The sequence below is a fragment of the Amycolatopsis sp. CA-211722 genome, assembly GCF_056828465.1.
In genome coordinates this window covers 221174-236461 of record NZ_CP184752.1, presented here as the reverse complement: position 1 = coordinate 236461, position 15288 = coordinate 221174, and the positions used below count along the sequence as shown (strand labels likewise).

Sequence of the window (15288 nt, the reverse complement as noted above, 5' to 3'; positions counted from 1 at the left end):
ACATGAGGTTGGGACTCGCCGGCACCGGCCGGATCGGCACTTCGCACGCCGAGACCTTGAAGAGCTTCGACGAGGTCTCCTCCGTGGTCGTCGCCGACGTCGACGCCGCCCGTGCCCTGGCCGCCGCGGCGAAGCTCGGCGTCGAAGCGGCGGCGGACATCCCATCGCTTTTCGCGTCCTCTTTGGACGGTCTGGTCATCGCCGCGGCGACGGACGCGCATCCGGAGCTGATCCTCAGGGCCGTGGACGCGGGCATCCCGGTGTTCTGTGAGAAGCCGGTCGCCGCCGACATCCCGGGGACGCTCGCGGTGATCGACAAGATCTCCGGCGCGGACGTGCCGGTGCAGATCGGTTTCCAGCGCAGGTTCGACGCGGGCTACGCGGCGGCCAGGGCGGCCGTGGCGTCCGGTGAGCTCGGCTGGTTGCACACCCTGCGCGCGACGACGCTCGACCCGGCACCGCCGCCCGCCGAGTACGTCGCGCACTCCGGCGGCCTGTTCCGCGACTGCGGCGTGCACGACTTCGACGTCGTCCGGTTCGTGAGCGGCCGCGAGGTCGTCGAGGTCTACGCGGTCGGTGCCAACAAGGGCGAGCGGTTCTTCGCCGACGCGGGTGACGTCGACACCGCGGCCGCGACGCTGACGCTCGACGACGGAACGCTGGCGGTGGTCTCGCTGACGCGCTACAACGGCGCGGGCTACGACGTCCGGCTGGAAGTACTCGGCTCGGCGGGCAACGTCGTGGTGGGCCTGGACGACCGTGCGCCGCTGACATCCGTCGAACCGGGCGTCCAGCCGTTGCCCGGACCGGCCTATCCCGGCTTCATGGAACGTTTCCGCCCCGCGTACATCAGTGAGCTGAAGGCATTCCTCGACGTCGCCGCCGGTCGCTCGGCGAGCCCGTGCGGCGCGGCGGACGCGCTGGAGGCGTTCTACATCGCCGAGGCGTGCGAGGTCTCGCGCCGCGAACGCCGTCCGGTCCGCGTGGAGGAGGTCCGCGTCTGAGGCACGGTCGCGTGTGTCGGTGTGCCGCCATGTACGTGAAGGCCCCCTTCATTGCGCCTAGCGCAGTGAAGGGGGCCTTCACGTACATGGGAATGTCTGAAGATCCGTTCCGAACCCGCGACAGCTTCCTGCCACCGGCCACCACCGAAGCGCCCCGCTCGCTAGGGTGATCGCGAACGACAGCGGCCGGACGGGCGAGGGAGCGAGAACGGATGCAGCCGAATCCACCGGGGCCCGGCTTTCCTCAGTACGGTCAGCCGCCGATGGCCGCCGGACCGATTCCGGCGGCGCGGCCCAAGCCGCGGGCCAACGCCCCGGCGGCGGTGATCGCCGGTGTCCTGGCGTTGCTCGCCGCCGCCATGCTCGTCTGGTTCGCGCTCTACAACGTCTTCGTCGCCACGGAGGCGAACGGCGGCTTGTCGGGTATCACGGTGCAGAACATGGTCAGCGGCGCCATCTCCGCCGTCTTCCTGGTGATCGCGGCGGTCTTCACGTTCGCCCGGCGGATTCCCGGCGCGTGGACCCTGTTCGGGCTCTGCGTGTTCTACGTGGTGGCCGTGTTCGTGGGGATGCCGCTCGTCTGGGGCACGCCCTTGAGCAGCCAGGTCAAGTGGCTCTTCAGCTTCGACGACGGCGACAGCACCGCGATGGCGCTGATGATCGTCTTCGGTGTCCTCGCGGCGGTCGCGGCGGCGATCGCCGGCAGCGTGAAGTCGTCCGGGACGAAGAGCTAGAACCGAAGGTCGAATGTGTCTTGCCAGGCGGAGTGCCCGCAGCCGACCGGGGCGAAGGCTCCTTTCGTCGCGTCAGACTCGGTGAAGGGAGCCTTCAGCCCACACCACTCCGCTAGTGCTTACTGACGCAGTTGGATCAGCCGCAGCCGCGTACTTAAGACACCCTTGGCTCCAACGACCCAAAACACTCACGACCACCCGGCGGCAGAGTCGCGAAAGCCACCTTCGGGACATCAGGCGTCGCGGAAGTGGCTTTCGCGTCGAGCCACGTTTGCCCTGCCTGAGCTAGAGCTCGTCCAGGATCAGCTTCGCGCGTTCCTCGACGAGCCGGTAGCCGGAGCGCGCGGCGAGCTCCAGCGCCAGCTCGCCGTGTGTCCGGGCTTCCGCGAGCTTTCCCAGTTTCAGCAGGGTTTCCGCGAGCCCGGTCCGCGCGGCGGCCTCACACCAGAAGAAGCTGGTCGTCCGCGCGATGGACAACGCGAGCCGATAGTGCTCGGCCGCTTCCTCGGGCAGGCCGAGCCGCAGGCAGACCTCGCCGAGCCCGACGAGCGTCCAGGCCTCGGTGCCCCGGTCGCCGATCTTGCGGGTGAGTTCGACGGCTTCGAGCGCGTCCGCGCGGTTCTGCTCGCCCGGCTCGCGCCTGCTTTCGAGCACGGCCCGGCCGGACAGTGCCGTCGCCTCGCCGTAGGTGTAGCCCAGCTCCCGGTTGGCCGCGAGCGCGCGGGTGTAGAAGTCGTAGGCTTCGTCGAGGAGGCCGAGATCACGGTGCACGTTGCCGAGGTCGCCCAGCAGGACCGCGACACTGAACCGGGCACCGTCCCGTTCGGAGACCGCGAGCGCGCGCGTGAAGTTGGCGAGCGCCTCGTCGAGCTGACCCGTCTGCCAGTACGGGAAACCGAGGTTCGCCAGTGCCATCGAGACGGCGGGCATGTTCAGTTCTTCGCACAGCCGCAGGGATTCCAGCCCGCAGCGGATCGCTTCCTGCGGGTCGCCGAGCCGCTGGTGCACCGCGCTCAGGTTGTTGAGCACGGCCGCGCGGCCGGCGTCCCAGCCGTCGAGGAGGTCGCCACGCAGAGCGCTGGTGAGGTGTTCGCGCGCTTCGTCGTAGCGGCCGCTGTTGACACAGGCGAGCGCGATGCTCAGGTGCATCGCGGCCTGTGCCTGCCCGGCTTCGCTGCGGCGGGCGGCCTTGAGCGCCGTCGACGCGGTGTCGATCCATTCCGCGTGATGCCCGCGCTGGTGGAAGAAGGCGCGGAGCGCGTCGGCGAGATGCCACGAGAACTCCGGCGGGCCGTGTTCGGCGCTGTGCTCGACGGCGGCGGCGAGGTTCGGCCACTCGGCGTCGAGCCACGCCAGCGCCTCTTCGGTGTCGGCGAAGGGTGCGTCCGCCGGTTCTTCACGCGGCAGACGCAGGAAATGCGGGATGAGCGCTCGGCCCGCGGCGTCGGCCGTGGTCAGGTAACTCTCGAAGAGCCGCCTCTCCGCGGCGTCACGGTCGGCCTTCGAGTCCTCGGACAACGTGCGACCCGCCGCGAAACTGCGGAGAAGGTCGTGGAACCGGTAGCGCCCCGGGGTGTAGCGCTCGACGAGATGCGCCGCCGCGAGCGCCTTGAGCTGTTGGTTCGCCTTCGAATGCGGGACGCCGGTCAAAGCCTGCGCGGCGGGAGCGGTGAACGTCTGGCCCGGAACCAGCGCGAGCCGTCGGAACAGCTCGCGATGCTCCTCGGGAAGCGCCCGGTAGGAGACACCGAACGCCGTGGTCACGGCACTTTCCTCGGCGCCATCGACCGTCAGCTCCGCCAGCGGGTCGCCACCGGCCAGCTCGCGGGCGAGTTCGGCGATCTCGGGTTCACCGCTCGCGCCGAGGTTGGCCGCCGCGATCCGGAGGGCGAGCGGGAGGTGCCCGCACAGCCGGGCCAGTTCCGCGGCCGCACCCTCCTCGGCGGCGACGGTTTCGCTGCCGAGCACGGCTTCCAGCAGATGCCGCGCGTCCTCGGCGGGCAGCACGGACAGCGGGAGCGCGCGGGCGCCGGTACGGGCGATGAGGTCGCCGAGCCGTTGGCGGCTGGTGACCAGGACGGTGCCCGACGGCGGCAACAGCGGCAGGACCTGGCCGCTGTCGCGCACGTTGTCGAGCACGAGCAGCACCCGGCGGTCGGCGAGGAGGGAACGGAGCAACGCGGCCCGCGTGTCGATGTCCGGCGGGATCGCCTTGGGCGCGGTGCCGAGCGCTTGCAGGAGCTGGGTGAGCGCGACGGCCGGGGTGAGCGGTTCGTGGTCGGGGTCGAAACCGCGCAGGTCGAGATAGAGCTGGCCGTCGGGGAAAGCGTCGCGGACACGGTGCGCCCAGCGGACCGCGAGCGCGGTCTTGCCCACTCCGGCCGTTCCGCTGATGACCCAGATATCGGTGCCTCCGCCCGCATGGGCCGCCTCGTCGAGCCGCTCCAATTCGGCCGCCCGTCCGGCGAAGCCCCGGACGTCATGGGGCAGCTGAGCCGGGCGGACCGCTTCGGACCTGGTCGCGGGTTCGAGCGCGGGATCGGCGGCGAGGATGGCGGCTTCCAGCCGTCGCAGCTCGGGGGAGGGATCGAGGCCCAGTTCGGTACCGAGCCGATCCCGCAGGGAGCGGAAGGCATCGAGGGCGTCGTCGGTCCGGCCTTCGCGGTGCAGCGCGAGCATGAGCTGCCCGACGAACCGCTGCCGCAGCGGATGCGCGGCGACCAGTTCGGTCAGCTCCGCGAGGACCTGCCTGCCTCTGCCGAGCCGCAGCTGCGCCTCGGCCCGGTCCTCCAGCGCCGTCCAGCGTGCCTCGTGCACGCCGCCCCGGAGCCGTTGCGCGACCTCGCCGCTCACCACGTCGGACAACGCGTCGCCGCGCCACAGGCCGAGGGCCTCGTCCAGGAGCTCCACGGCCGTCTCGTCGTCGGCGTCGCGGGCTCGCGCCGTCAGCTCGGTGAAGCGGTGCAGGTCGACCTGGCGCGCGTCGACCTTGAGCAGGTACCGGGTCCCCTCGGAGACGATCTCCGGCCCGCTCGCGCCGCGGAACACCGCACGCAGCCTGGACACCAGCGCTTGCACGGTGTTCCGCGCGCTGGCAGGCGGCTCTTCGGGCCAGAGCAGGTCGATGATCCGGTCACGCGGCACCGGTTTGCCCGCCTCCAGCAGCAGAACCGCCAGCACGAGCCGTTGTTTGGGCGAGCCGAGATCGACCGGAACGCCACCGGCCCACGCCTCGACGGCGCCGAGGACGCGGAACTCCACCCGGCCACCTCCGCTCAGCCTCGTCAGAGCCTGCAAGCGTAGTGCAAGCGCCCTGCATCCGGACGGCGCGATCCTTGCCAGGTGTCCACCGAGGACCCGTCGCCGGAACCGTGCCCAACCAACCAGACGGGCAGGACCCCCCATTCGGTTCCGGTACGACGGTGGGCACCTTCACCTTGCACAGGCACCGCCATCTGACGGCGGTGGGGGTTGGGGGTAGTGCCAGCTCGACGTCTTCCCCCGTGTCGTCGAACTGGCACTTCTTCTTGACTGGGGCTGGGGTTTTCCGTGAAGGCCCCCTTGAGGGATCCAGAGTCTCTCAAGGGGGCCTTCACGGCTTTTCCAGGTGATCACTTGACAAGTGTGGACGTCTGCCTGCACTCTTTCACTACTTAATTAGTGAAAGGGTGTTGCCAGTGGTCACCTTCCACCTGGACAAGGGCTCGGGCGTCGCGACGTACGTCCAGCTCGTCCAGCAGGTCAAGAACGCCCTCCGCCTGGGATTGCTGGAGCCGGGGGACCGGCTGCCGACGGCGAAGGAGGTGGTCGCCGAGCTGGCGATCAACCCGAACACCGTCCTCAAGGCCTATCGCGAGCTGGAGCGCGAAGGGCTCGTCGAAGGGAAGCCGGGCCTCGGCACCTTCGTTCAGAAGACGCTCGGAGGCGCTTCGTTCGCGGAGCGCACGCGGCTGCGGAAAAGCCTGGGGGCTTGGGTCCGCGACGCGCGGGAATCGGGGCTGGATCAGGAAGACGTCGAGGCGCTGTTCACCTCAGTGGTGGTCGACGGCTTTCGAGGGGAGCGGACCGCGTGACTGAGAAACCCGTCCTCGAGGCGACCGGACTCGCCAAGCGCTATCGCCGCAAGTGGGCGCTGCGCGACTGCTCCCTCTCCGTCCCGAAAGGACGGGTCGTCGCGCTGGTCGGGCCCAACGGCGCAGGCAAGACGACCTTCCTTCACCTGGCCGTCGGCCTGCTCGACGCGACGCTCGGCTCGGTCTCGGTCCAGGGCACGGCCGCCTTTCTCGCGCAGGACAAGCCGCTGTACTCCGGCTTCAGCATCGCGGAGATGCTCAAGTTCGGCAGGCGCCTCAACCCGGGCTGGGACGACGAGTTCGCGCTCGAGCGCATCGATTCGCTGGGGCTCGCCTTGAACCACAAGGTCGGCAAGCTCTCCGGCGGGCAGCGCGCGCAGGTCGCGCTCACCCTCGCGCTCGCGAAACGCCCGGACCTGCTGGTGCTCGACGAGCCGCTCGCGAACCTCGACCCGCTAGCGCGGCACGAAGTCATGCGCGGGCTGATGGAGGCGGTCGCCGAAACCGGCATGACCGTGCTGCTCTCGTCCCACGTCGTCTCCGACCTGGAGAACACGTGCGACTGGCTGATCGTCCTCAACGGCGGCCGCGTCCAGGTCAGCGGCGACATCGACGAACTCGTCGCCGGGCACCGCACGCTCACCGGACCGGTGGAGGAGGCCGACGCGCTGGCCAAACGGGTCACGGTCGTCGACGAAGCCCGCGCGGGGAGGCAGGCGACCGTGTTCGCCCGCACCGAGCCGGTTCCACTCGGTCCACAGTGGAGCGAGCGGCCGGCGAACCTGGAAGAACTGGTGCTCGCGTACCTGAGGCGGCCCGAATCCGCGAGCCTGCCTCGCCCGACACTGGCTTCGGCGTAAGGGGGAACGATGTTCTGGCTCACCTGCCGCCAGCACCGGATGCAACTGCTGATCACGGCGGGCCTGCTCGTCGCCGTCGGGATCCTGTTGCTGATCAACGGGAACGCCGCCGCGGACAGCCCGGACCCGGCGAAGCTCTTCAAGGATCTGTACACCTATCTCTCCTGGCTCCAGGTCGTCCCGGTGGCGATCGGTGTCTTCTGGGGTGCCCCGCTGGTCGCGGCCGAATACGAACGCGGTACGACGAAACTCGCCTGGACCCAGTCGATCTCGCGGTTCCGCTGGCTCGGCGTGAAGCTGGGATCGCTCGCCGTTCTCGCCACCCTCGGCGGGCTCGCGTTCGGCGCGATGATGCAGCGCTGGGTGGAGGCCTTCCCTGCCGACCGCGGCGACGTCGTCTTCACCAGCCGCTTCGACAACCCGGTCCTGTTCACGATGACCGGCGTCGCACCCGGCGCGTGGTGGCTCTTCGGGTTCGTGCTCGGCACCGCCGCGGGCGCGCTCGTCCGCAAGACCCTGCCCGCCATCGCCGTCACCATCGCGGTGGCGGTGGGCCTGATGATCGGCCTGAGCGACGTCCGTGACGGCTACGCGGAACCCGAACTCGTCCCGCTCGGCAAAGAGCCCGTCGGCCGGGTCGTGGAGATGATCAGGGACGCCGCCGGGGAGATCACCGCGCTCAAGGTCCTGCCGCAAGACTGGTACTGGCGTTTCCAGTGGACCGAAGCCGCGATCCTGACGGGGTTCTCGCTGCTGCTCGCCGTCGCCGCGGCCTTCGCTGTCCGGCGCCGCTCTTAGAAAGTGGTAAGGCAAAGGGTTGAGTGCGCCCAATGTGGCATTGGGGCGGTGAGGGTCCCCAATGCCACATTGGGCGCATCGGGGCGCCGGAACGCCGCCGATCACAACGCCACCTTCGCCCTCTGCGTCGATAGAACCAACTGTGTCTCGGTTACCTGCGGTCGGGCGGTTTCGCGTGACTGCACGGACGACACGCGTCCGTCGCCGCTCCTAGAAAGGCACTTCTCGTTGCTTTGGCTCACCTGGCGGCAGCACCGCACCCAGCTGCTCGTCACCCTCGGGTTTCTCGCCGTGCTCGGCGGGATCCTGTTCCTCTCCGGACAGTTCGCCGCCGGCGCCGCGAACGGCAAGACCTCCTGGTACTGCCACGGGGGCGGCATCCCGTGCCGTGAGTACGACGCGGGGCTGGAGGATCTCTATCAGACGATCTACCCGCTGGTCGTGCTGATGCCGTTCGTTCCTCTCCTGGCCGGTGTCTTCTGGGGCGCGCCACTGCTGGCCAGGGAATACGAACGCAACACCCACCAGCTCGCGTGGACGCAGTCGGTCGGTCGCGGGCACTGGCTGACGGTCAAGTTCGGTGTTCTCGCCGGATGCGCGATGCTGGCCGGGCTGGTCTCGGGGCAGATGTTCGGCAGGTGGCTGGAAATGTTCCCCGGCAAGGCGGATACCTTCGCCGAGACGTCCTACTTCGGCGCGCTGGGGATCGCGCCCGCCGCTTGGTGGCTGTTCGCGTTCGCGCTCGGTGCCGCTGCCGGGGCACTGGTCCGCAAGACCTTGCCCGCCATCGCGATCACGGTCGCGGTGTTCCTCGCGGCTTCGATCGCCTTGCTGGTGCTGAGGCCGCATTACGCCGAGCCGGTGCGCACGATCGGCGCGGATCCGGCCACGAAAGGGGCGCTGATCGTCAAGCTGGGCAGGCTGACGCCGGACGGCCGCGAGACGAGTTCGCTGGACGAAGTGCCCGGTTGCCCGCTGGGGCTGGGGAAGAGCGCGTGTGCGCTGGCGGCGGGCTATCAGGACTTCACCGTCTATCAGCCCGTCGACCGGTTCTGGCGGTTCCAATGGACCGAGGCGGGCATCCTGCTCGCCGCGACCGCGGTGCTCGGGGGTATCGCGGCAGGGGGCACGGTCCGCCGCCGTCGCTGAGACGGCGGCGGACCGAGACCTCAGTCCAGCCGCAGTTCGGGCCGGTACAGGTCGAACCAGTGGTAGAGGTCCAGCGCCCGGTCGATCCCGGAGCGCTGGGCCGACGACATCGTCGCCGGGTCCACTTCGGACACCCGGTGCAGCCAGTCGCGGTCCACCAGCTCGAACACCCGGTTGTCCCGTTCGGTCAGGGCCTCCTTGGCCTGCTGCTGCAACGCCGCCGCGTAGCCGGGGTCCTGAGTGGACGGATACGGGCTCTTGACCCGGTCCCGCACCGAGGCCGGGAGCACGTGTTCGGTCGCGTGCCGCAGCAGGCTCTTCTCCCTGCCGTCGAACGTCTTCAGCGACCAAGGCGTGTTGTAGACGTACTCGACGAGACGGTGGTCGCAGAACGGCACCCGCACTTCGAGCCCGACCGCCATCGACGCCCGGTCCTTGCGGTCCAGCAGCATCCGCACGAACCGGCTCAGGTGCAGGTTGCAGACCGTGCGCATCTTGCGGTCCTGCTCGCTTTCGCCGTCGAGGTGCTCGACCTGCGCGACGGCGGTGGCGTATTGGTCGGCGATGTAGCCGGGCAGGTCCAGCTTCTTCTGGACCTCCCCGCGCAGGAGGGCGCCCCGCTCGCTGGTGAGCCCCATCCGGAAGGCGAGCCAAGGGAAAGTCCCCGAGTTCACCGCGGCCTCGTCGTGGAACCAGCGGTAGCCGCCGAAGACCTCGTCGGCGGACTCGCCGGACAGCGCCACCGTCGACTCCGCGCGGATCGCCTTGAACAGCAGGTACAGCGACGTGTCCATGTCGCCGAGCCCGGCCGGGATGTCCCGCGCGGTCAGCACCTTGCGGCGGACCTCCGGGTCGCTGAGCTCGGCCGGGTTCAGCACGACGTCCTTGTGGTCGGAGCCGACCAGCTGCGCGACGTCGCGGATGAAGGGCGAGTCCGGGGTGTCGCGCACCTCGTCCGGTTTGAAGTTCTCCTCCTGGCCCTGGAAATCGACGGAGAACGTGCGCAGCCGCTCGCCCTGTTCGGCCAGCCGCGCCGCGGCGAGACCGGTGACGGCGCTGGAGTCGAGCCCGCCCGAGAGCAGGACACAGCGGGGGACGTCGGCGATCAGCTGACGGTGCACGATATCCGTCATCAGCTCGCGCACGCGCTCGACCGTGGTCTCCTGGTCGTCCGTGTGCTGCTTCGCGTCGAGCTTCCAGTATGTCCGCGTGCGGATCCCGGAGCGGTCGACCGTGACGATCGTGCCCGGGCCGACCTCGTGCATGCCCTTCCACAGCGACCAGCCCGGGGCTTTGGTCATGGCCATCAGCTCGCGCAGGCCGTCGGTGTCGACCACCTTGCGCGCCAAGGGATTCGCGAGGATCGCCTTCGGCTCGGAACCGAAGAGGACGCCGTCCGGGGTCGGGTAGTAGTAGAACGGCTTGATGCCCATGCGGTCGCGGATCATCACGAGCTTCTCGTCGCGCTCGTCCCAGATCGCGAAGGCGTACATCCCGTTCAGGTGGTCGACGACCTCGTCGCCCCACTCCAGATAACCGTGGAGCACGACCTCGGTGTCGCTGTCGGTCTCGAACTTGTGGCCCCGCTTGAGAAGTTCCTCGCGCAGCTCGGTGAAGTTGTACGCCTCACCGCTGTAGACCATCGCGGCCAGCCCGGCCTCGGCCATCGGCTGCCTGCCGCCCGGCAGATCGATGATCGCCAGCCGCCGGTGGCCCAGCGCGACGTTCGGCCGGACCCAGGTGCCCGAGTCGTCCGGCCCGCGGCACGCCATCGTCTCGGTCATCGCGTCGACGACCTCGCGACGCTGTGTCAGGTCCGTGCCATAGGAGACCCACCCGGCGATTCCGCACATCGCTACCTCCTGGTGATTAGTTAGCACATACAACTATCCGTAACACTGGTGTAACACGGTTCGCGCGGCTTGTCTGCCCGAATTGCACGCTCCGTCCGCAGTGCGTCACGGTCTGTGGGGCACGTCACCGGGCATCAAGAAGGCGTAAAGGCACCCGATCGGGGCATCAAGAGGCCGTCAGTCCGAGGCCGGAAGCGCCCTGACCTGGCGCAGTGTTGCGGAGTCCTGGTCACCGATGGGGTGACCTGTTCTGAGAGGTGCCTAGTGGCCGACTTGCTCTACGCCGTGCTCCTGATCGGCGTATTCGTGGTTCTCGCCCTGACCCTTCGCGGTCTGGAAAAGCTGTGACCGGCACGGGAACCGTGGCCAACGTCGTCGGCGGACTGCTGGCGCTGGGGCTGATCGTCTATTTGTTCATCGCACTGGTCAGGCCGGAGAAATTCTGATGTCAGACACCGCGGCCGGCCTCCTGCAGGCCGGCCTCCTCCTCGTCGCGCTCGCCGTGGTCTACCGGCCACTGGGCGATTACATGGCGCGCGTCTTCTCCACCGAGAAGCACTTGAAGGCCGAGCGCGGCCTGTACCGCCTGTTCCGGGTGAACCCCGGATCGGAACAGCACTGGAAGACCTACGCGTCCGCCGTGATCGGCTTCTCGTTCGTCTCCGTCGTCTTCCTGTACCTGCTTCAACGGCTCCAAGCGATCCTGCCGTGGAGCCTCGGCAAGGAACCGGTCTCCCCGGCGGTCGCCTTCAACACCGCCGTCAGCTTCGTGACCAACACGAACTGGCAGTCCTACAGCCCCGAAGCGACCATGGGTCACTTCGTGCAGATGGCCGGGCTGACCGTGCAGAACTTCCTGTCCGCCGCCGTCGGCCTTTCGGTCGCCATCGCGGTCGTCCGCGGCTTCGTCCGCTCGAAGACCGACCGCCTCGGCAACTTCTGGGTGGACCTGACGCGCGGCACGATCCGGATCCTCCTGCCGATCGCGTTCGTCGCGGCGATCGCGCTCATCGCGCTCGGCGTCGTCCAGAGCCTCAAGAGCGGCGTCGACGTCCTCAACCCGGACGGCAGCACGAGCAAGATCGCCCTCGCGCCCGCCGCGAGCCAGGAAGCCATCAAGGAACTCGGCACCAACGGCGGCGGCATCTTCAACGCCAACTCCGCCCACCCGTTCGAGAACCCCAACGCCTGGACCAACCTGATCGAGATCTTCCTGATCCTGGTCATCCCGGTCTCGCTGACCCGCACCTTCGGCAAACTCGTCGGCAACACCCGGCAGGGTTACGTCCTGCTTTCGGTGATGGCCGGGCTGTTCACCGCGATGCTCGCGGTCACCTGGCTGTCCGAAGCCAACGCGAGCGGCCCCGCGTCGCTGGCCGCCGGGGCGAATCTGGAGGGCAAGGAGCAGCGGTTCGGCATCGGCCTGAGTTCGCTGTTCGCCAACGCCACCACCGGCACGTCGACCGGCGCGGTCAACGGCGCGCACGACAGCTACAGCGGGCTCGGCGGCGGAGGCGCGCTGCTCAACATGCTGCTGGGCGAGATCTCGCCGGGCGGGGTGGGCACCGGCCTCTACGGCATCCTCGTGATGGCCGTGATCGCGATGTTCCTCGCCGGCCTGATGGTCGGCCGGACGCCGGAATACCTGGGGAAGAAGCTCGGCAAACGCGAGGTCACCTGCGCCGCCGTCTCCATGCTGGCGATGCCGACCGTGGTCCTGCTCGGTTCCGGTGTCGCGCTGATGCTGGCCGACACCCCGGCCGCCATGACGAACTCGGGCGCGCACGGCCTCTCCGAAGTCCTGTACGCCTACGCCTCGGCGGGCAACAACAACGGCAGCGCGTTCGGCGGGCTCACCGTGACGAACGACTGGTTCCAGTCCTCGCTGTCGGTGGCCATGCTGCTCGGCCGGTTCGTCCCGATCCTCGCCGTGCTGTGCCTGGCCGGATCCCTCGCCTCCCAACGGAAGGTTCCGGAGACCGCCGGCACGCTGCCCACCACCGGGCCGCTCTTCGGCACGATGCTCGCGGGCACGATCGTGCTCGTCGCGGCCCTCACCTTCATCCCGGCGCTCGCGCTCGGGCCCATCGCAGAGGCACTCGCATGACCGTCACCCAGGAACGCACTCCCGAAGAAACAACCCAGCACCACGTCGAAAACACCGGCCGGGTCGGCGCGGGCATCTTCAGCCCACGCCAGCTGCTGACCTCCTTGCCGGAGGCGTTGCGCAAGCTCAACCCCAAGCACCAGCTCGCCAACCCGGTCATGTTCGTGGTGTGGATCGGCTCGGCGCTGACCACGGTCTTCGCGATCACCGACCCGAGCGTGTTCACCATCCTCATCACGATCTGGCTGTGGTTCACCGTCCTGTTCGCGAACCTCGCCGAGGCCGTCGCGGAAGGCCGGGGCAAGGCGCAGGCGGAAACCCTGCGGCGCAGCAAGAAGGAGACCGTCGCGCGCCGTCTCACCGAGGACGGCGACGAGGAGACCGTGCCGGGCGCCGATCTGCGCGTCGGCGACCTCGTGGTCGTCGAGGCCGGGCAGGTCATCCCGGGCGACGGCGACGTCGTCGAGGGCATCGCGACCGTCGACGAATCGGCCATCACCGGCGAGTCCGCCCCGGTCATCCGTGAGTCGGGCGGCGACCGGTGCGCGGTCACCGGCGGCACCACGGTGCTCAGTGACCGCGTGGTCGTGAAGATCACCACCAAACCCGGCGAGTCCTTTGTGGACCGCATGATCTCCTTGGTGGAGGGCGCTTCCCGGCAGAAGACGCCGAACGAGATCGCGCTGACGATCCTGCTCTCCACGCTCACGATCATCTTCCTGCTCGCCGTCGTGGCGCTGCAGCCGATGGCGGGCTACTCGGGCAGCCAGCAGTCGGTGATCGTGCTGACCGCGCTGCTGGTCTGCCTGATCCCGACGACGATCGGCGCGCTGCTGTCCGCGATCGGGATCGCGGGGATGGACCGGCTGGTTCAGCGCAACGTCCTCGCCACCAGCGGTCGCGCGGTGGAGGCCGCGGGCGACGTCTCGACGCTGCTGCTGGACAAGACCGGCACGATCACCTTCGGCAACCGCAAGGCCACCGAGCTGATCCCGGTCGGCGAGTCCACTGTGGACGACATCGCCAAGGCGGCCCGGCTCTCCAGCCTCGCCGACGGCACGCCGGAAGGCCGCAGCATCGTCGAACTCGTGGCGCGGGAACACGGTCTCGCGGAGACGGCGTCCGACGACGAGAAGCTCGCGGACTTCGTCGAGTTCACCGCGCAGACCCGGATGAGCGGCATCGACATCGGCGAACGGCAGGTCCGCAAGGGCGCCACCGCCGCCGTGCGCGAATGGGTCCGCGAACGCGGCGGCGACATGCCGGACGAGACCGAACGCGTCGTCGACGAGATCAGCGGGCAGGGCGGCACACCGCTGGTGGTCGCGGAGTACGACGGCGCGAAAGCGTTCGTACGCGGCGTGATCCGGCTGTCCGATGTGGTCAAACCCGGCATGAAGGAGCGGTTCGTGCAGCTCCGCTCGATGGGGATCAAGACCGTCATGATCACCGGGGACAACCCGCTGACCGCCAAGGCCATCGCGCGGGACGCGGGCGTCGACGACTACCTCGCCGAGGCCAAACCCGAGGACAAGATGGCGCTGATCAAGAAGGAACAGGAGGGCGGGCGGCTGGTCGCGATGACCGGCGACGGCACCAACGACGCCCCCGCGCTCGCGCAGTCCGACGTCGGCGTCGCGATGAACACCGGGACCTCCGCCGCCAAGGAGGCGGGGAACATGGTGGACCTCGACTCCGACCCGACGAAACTGATCGAGATCGTGGAGATCGGCAAGCAGTTGCTGATCACCCGCGGCGCGCTGACCACCTTCAGCGTCGCCAACGACCTCGCGAAGTACTTCGCGATCCTGCCCGCGATGTTCACCGGCATCTTCGCCCAGCTCGGCGCGCTCAACATCATGCAGCTCGCGACGCCGAAGTCGGCGATCCTGTCGGCGGTCATCTTCAACGCCCTGATCATCGTCGGGCTGATCCCGCTCGCCCTGCGCGGCGTCCGGTACAAGCCGTCGTCCGCCTCGGCGCTGCTGCGTCGGAACCTGCTGGTCTACGGCCTCGGCGGCATCGTCAGCCCGTTCCTCGGGATCTGGCTGATCGACCTGCTCGTCCGTCTCATCCCTGGAATCGGGTAACGCCATGAACGCATTGCTGAAGCAGACCCTCGCCGGGCTGCGTGTCCTGCTCGTCTTCACCGTCCTGCTGGGTGTCGCCTACCCGCTCGGCGTGTGGGCGGTCTCCCGCATCCCGGGTCTCGAAGGCAACGCCGAGGGCTCGGTCATCAGCCAGGACGGGCAGGCCGTCGGCTCGTCGCTGATCGGCGTCGATCCGGTCGCGGCCGACCCGGCGAAGGACCCGTGGTTCCACAACCGGCCGTCCGCGGGCTCGAAGGACGCTCTCGGCCCCGGAGACCCGTCGTCGTCCGGCCCGTCGAACAAGGGCCCGTACAACGAGGACCTGGTCGCCGCGATCGGCGAACGCAAGAAGCTCATCGCCGCCCGCGAGGGTGTCCAGGAGGCGCAGGTGCCCGCCGACGCGGTGACGGCGTCGGGATCGGGGATGGACCCGGCGATCAGCGTCGCCTACGCGGACCTGCAGATCCCGCGAGTGGCGAGGAACACGGGCCTGACCGAGGAGAAGGTCCGGCAACTCGTCGCGGAGAACACGAGCGGCGCCGGGATCGGTGTGCCGGGCGTCAATGTGCTGAAGGTCAACTTGGCCGTGCGCGACGCGGCCGGAGGAGCACACTGACAGA

12 protein-coding genes are annotated in these 15288 nt (G+C 69.0%); 10 read left to right on the top strand and 2 right to left on the bottom strand.

The window, feature by feature from the left end:
- The first annotated feature begins 2 nt into the window (after positions 1–2).
- Together ACOCEP_RS01085 and ACOCEP_RS01080 are read left to right on the top strand one after the other, a co-directional pair.
- The gene (locus ACOCEP_RS01085; RefSeq protein ID WP_482335317.1) at positions 3–1004 is read left to right on the top strand and encodes a Gfo/Idh/MocA family protein; all 1002 of its coding nucleotides are present in this window, start codon (positions 3–5) and stop codon (positions 1002–1004) included.
- 212 nt (positions 1005–1216) lie between these two features.
- Positions 1217–1738 (top strand): hypothetical protein, encoded by a 522-nt coding sequence (locus ACOCEP_RS01080; protein WP_482335316.1) that lies wholly within the window; start codon positions 1217–1219, stop codon positions 1736–1738.
- Positions 1739–2023: 285 nt separating this feature from the next.
- Here the strand turns inward: ACOCEP_RS01080 and ACOCEP_RS01075 are convergent, their stop codons facing one another.
- A complete protein-coding gene (locus tag ACOCEP_RS01075) occupies positions 2024–4999 on the bottom strand; it encodes an AfsR/SARP family transcriptional regulator (RefSeq protein WP_482335315.1) in 2976 nt (991 codons plus the stop codon).
- 416 nt (positions 5000–5415) lie between these two features.
- Here ACOCEP_RS01075 and ACOCEP_RS01070 point away from each other — a divergent pair, with 416 nt between their 5' ends.
- From ACOCEP_RS01070 to ACOCEP_RS01055, 4 genes are all read left to right on the top strand, one after another.
- Positions 5416–5811 carry a GntR family transcriptional regulator gene (locus ACOCEP_RS01070; RefSeq protein ID WP_016336295.1) on the top strand — a complete coding sequence of 132 codons (396 nt, stop codon included), beginning with the start codon at positions 5416–5418 and terminating at the stop codon, positions 5809–5811.
- Positions 5808–6671, top strand: a complete 864-nt coding sequence (locus tag ACOCEP_RS01065; protein ID WP_482335314.1) for an ABC transporter ATP-binding protein — start codon at positions 5808–5810, stop codon at positions 6669–6671. Before ACOCEP_RS01070 ends, ACOCEP_RS01065 begins: the two co-directional genes overlap by 4 nt.
- Before the next feature lie 9 nt (positions 6672–6680).
- On the top strand, positions 6681–7469 hold the full coding sequence (locus ACOCEP_RS01060) for an ABC transporter permease (RefSeq protein ID WP_482335313.1): 789 nt from the start codon (positions 6681–6683) through the stop codon (positions 7467–7469).
- A 228-nt stretch (positions 7470–7697) separates the two neighbouring features.
- Positions 7698–8618: an ABC transporter permease gene (locus ACOCEP_RS01055; protein WP_482335312.1), complete on the top strand. Its 921-nt coding sequence runs from the start codon at positions 7698–7700 to the stop codon at positions 8616–8618.
- Positions 8619–8638: 20 nt separating this feature from the next.
- Here the strand turns inward: ACOCEP_RS01055 and asnB are convergent, their stop codons facing one another.
- The gene (gene asnB / locus ACOCEP_RS01050) at positions 8639–10471 is read right to left on the bottom strand and encodes an asparagine synthase (glutamine-hydrolyzing) (RefSeq protein WP_482335311.1); all 1833 of its coding nucleotides are present in this window, start codon (positions 10469–10471) and stop codon (positions 8639–8641) included.
- A gap of 344 nt (positions 10472–10815) precedes the next feature.
- Between asnB and kdpF the strand changes: the two genes are divergently transcribed.
- From kdpF to ACOCEP_RS01030, 4 genes are read left to right on the top strand one after another with little or no spacing between them, the layout of a single operon-like run.
- Positions 10816–10917 carry a K(+)-transporting ATPase subunit F gene (gene kdpF / locus ACOCEP_RS01045; RefSeq protein WP_020630647.1) on the top strand — a complete coding sequence of 34 codons (102 nt, stop codon included), beginning with the start codon at positions 10816–10818 and terminating at the stop codon, positions 10915–10917.
- Positions 10917–12578, top strand: coding sequence for a potassium-transporting ATPase subunit KdpA (kdpA, locus tag ACOCEP_RS01040; protein WP_482335310.1), 1662 nt, complete (start codon positions 10917–10919; stop codon positions 12576–12578). Before kdpF ends, kdpA begins: the two co-directional genes overlap by 1 nt.
- The gene (gene kdpB, locus ACOCEP_RS01035) at positions 12575–14668 is read left to right on the top strand and encodes a potassium-transporting ATPase subunit KdpB (RefSeq protein ID WP_482335309.1); all 2094 of its coding nucleotides are present in this window, start codon (positions 12575–12577) and stop codon (positions 14666–14668) included. The genes kdpA and kdpB overlap by 4 nt, the downstream gene beginning before the upstream one ends.
- 4 nt (positions 14669–14672) lie before the next feature.
- The gene (locus ACOCEP_RS01030; protein WP_482335308.1) at positions 14673–15284 is read left to right on the top strand and encodes a potassium-transporting ATPase subunit C; all 612 of its coding nucleotides are present in this window, start codon (positions 14673–14675) and stop codon (positions 15282–15284) included.
- The last annotated feature ends 4 nt before the right edge of the window (positions 15285–15288 follow it).

What these genes read in the sequence shown, in the direction of transcription:
- kdpB (WP_482335309.1), top strand. Translation starts at nt 12,575, where the DNA reads ATGACCGTCACCCAGGAACGCACTCCCGAAGAAACAACCCAGCACCAC.
- ACOCEP_RS01030 (WP_482335308.1), top strand. Translation starts at nt 14,673, where the DNA reads ATGAACGCATTGCTGAAGCAGACCCTCGCCGGGCTGCGTGTCCTGCTC.
- ACOCEP_RS01060 (WP_482335313.1), top strand. Translation starts at nt 6,681, where the DNA reads ATGTTCTGGCTCACCTGCCGCCAGCACCGGATGCAACTGCTGATCACG.
- asnB (WP_482335311.1), bottom strand. Translation starts at nt 10,471, where the DNA reads ATGTGCGGAATCGCCGGGTGGGTCTCCTATGGCACGGACCTGACACAG.
- kdpA (WP_482335310.1), top strand. Translation starts at nt 10,917, where the DNA reads ATGTCAGACACCGCGGCCGGCCTCCTGCAGGCCGGCCTCCTCCTCGTC.
- ACOCEP_RS01085 (WP_482335317.1), top strand. Translation starts at nt 3, where the DNA reads ATGAGGTTGGGACTCGCCGGCACCGGCCGGATCGGCACTTCGCACGCC.
- ACOCEP_RS01080 (WP_482335316.1), top strand. Translation starts at nt 1,217, where the DNA reads ATGCAGCCGAATCCACCGGGGCCCGGCTTTCCTCAGTACGGTCAGCCG.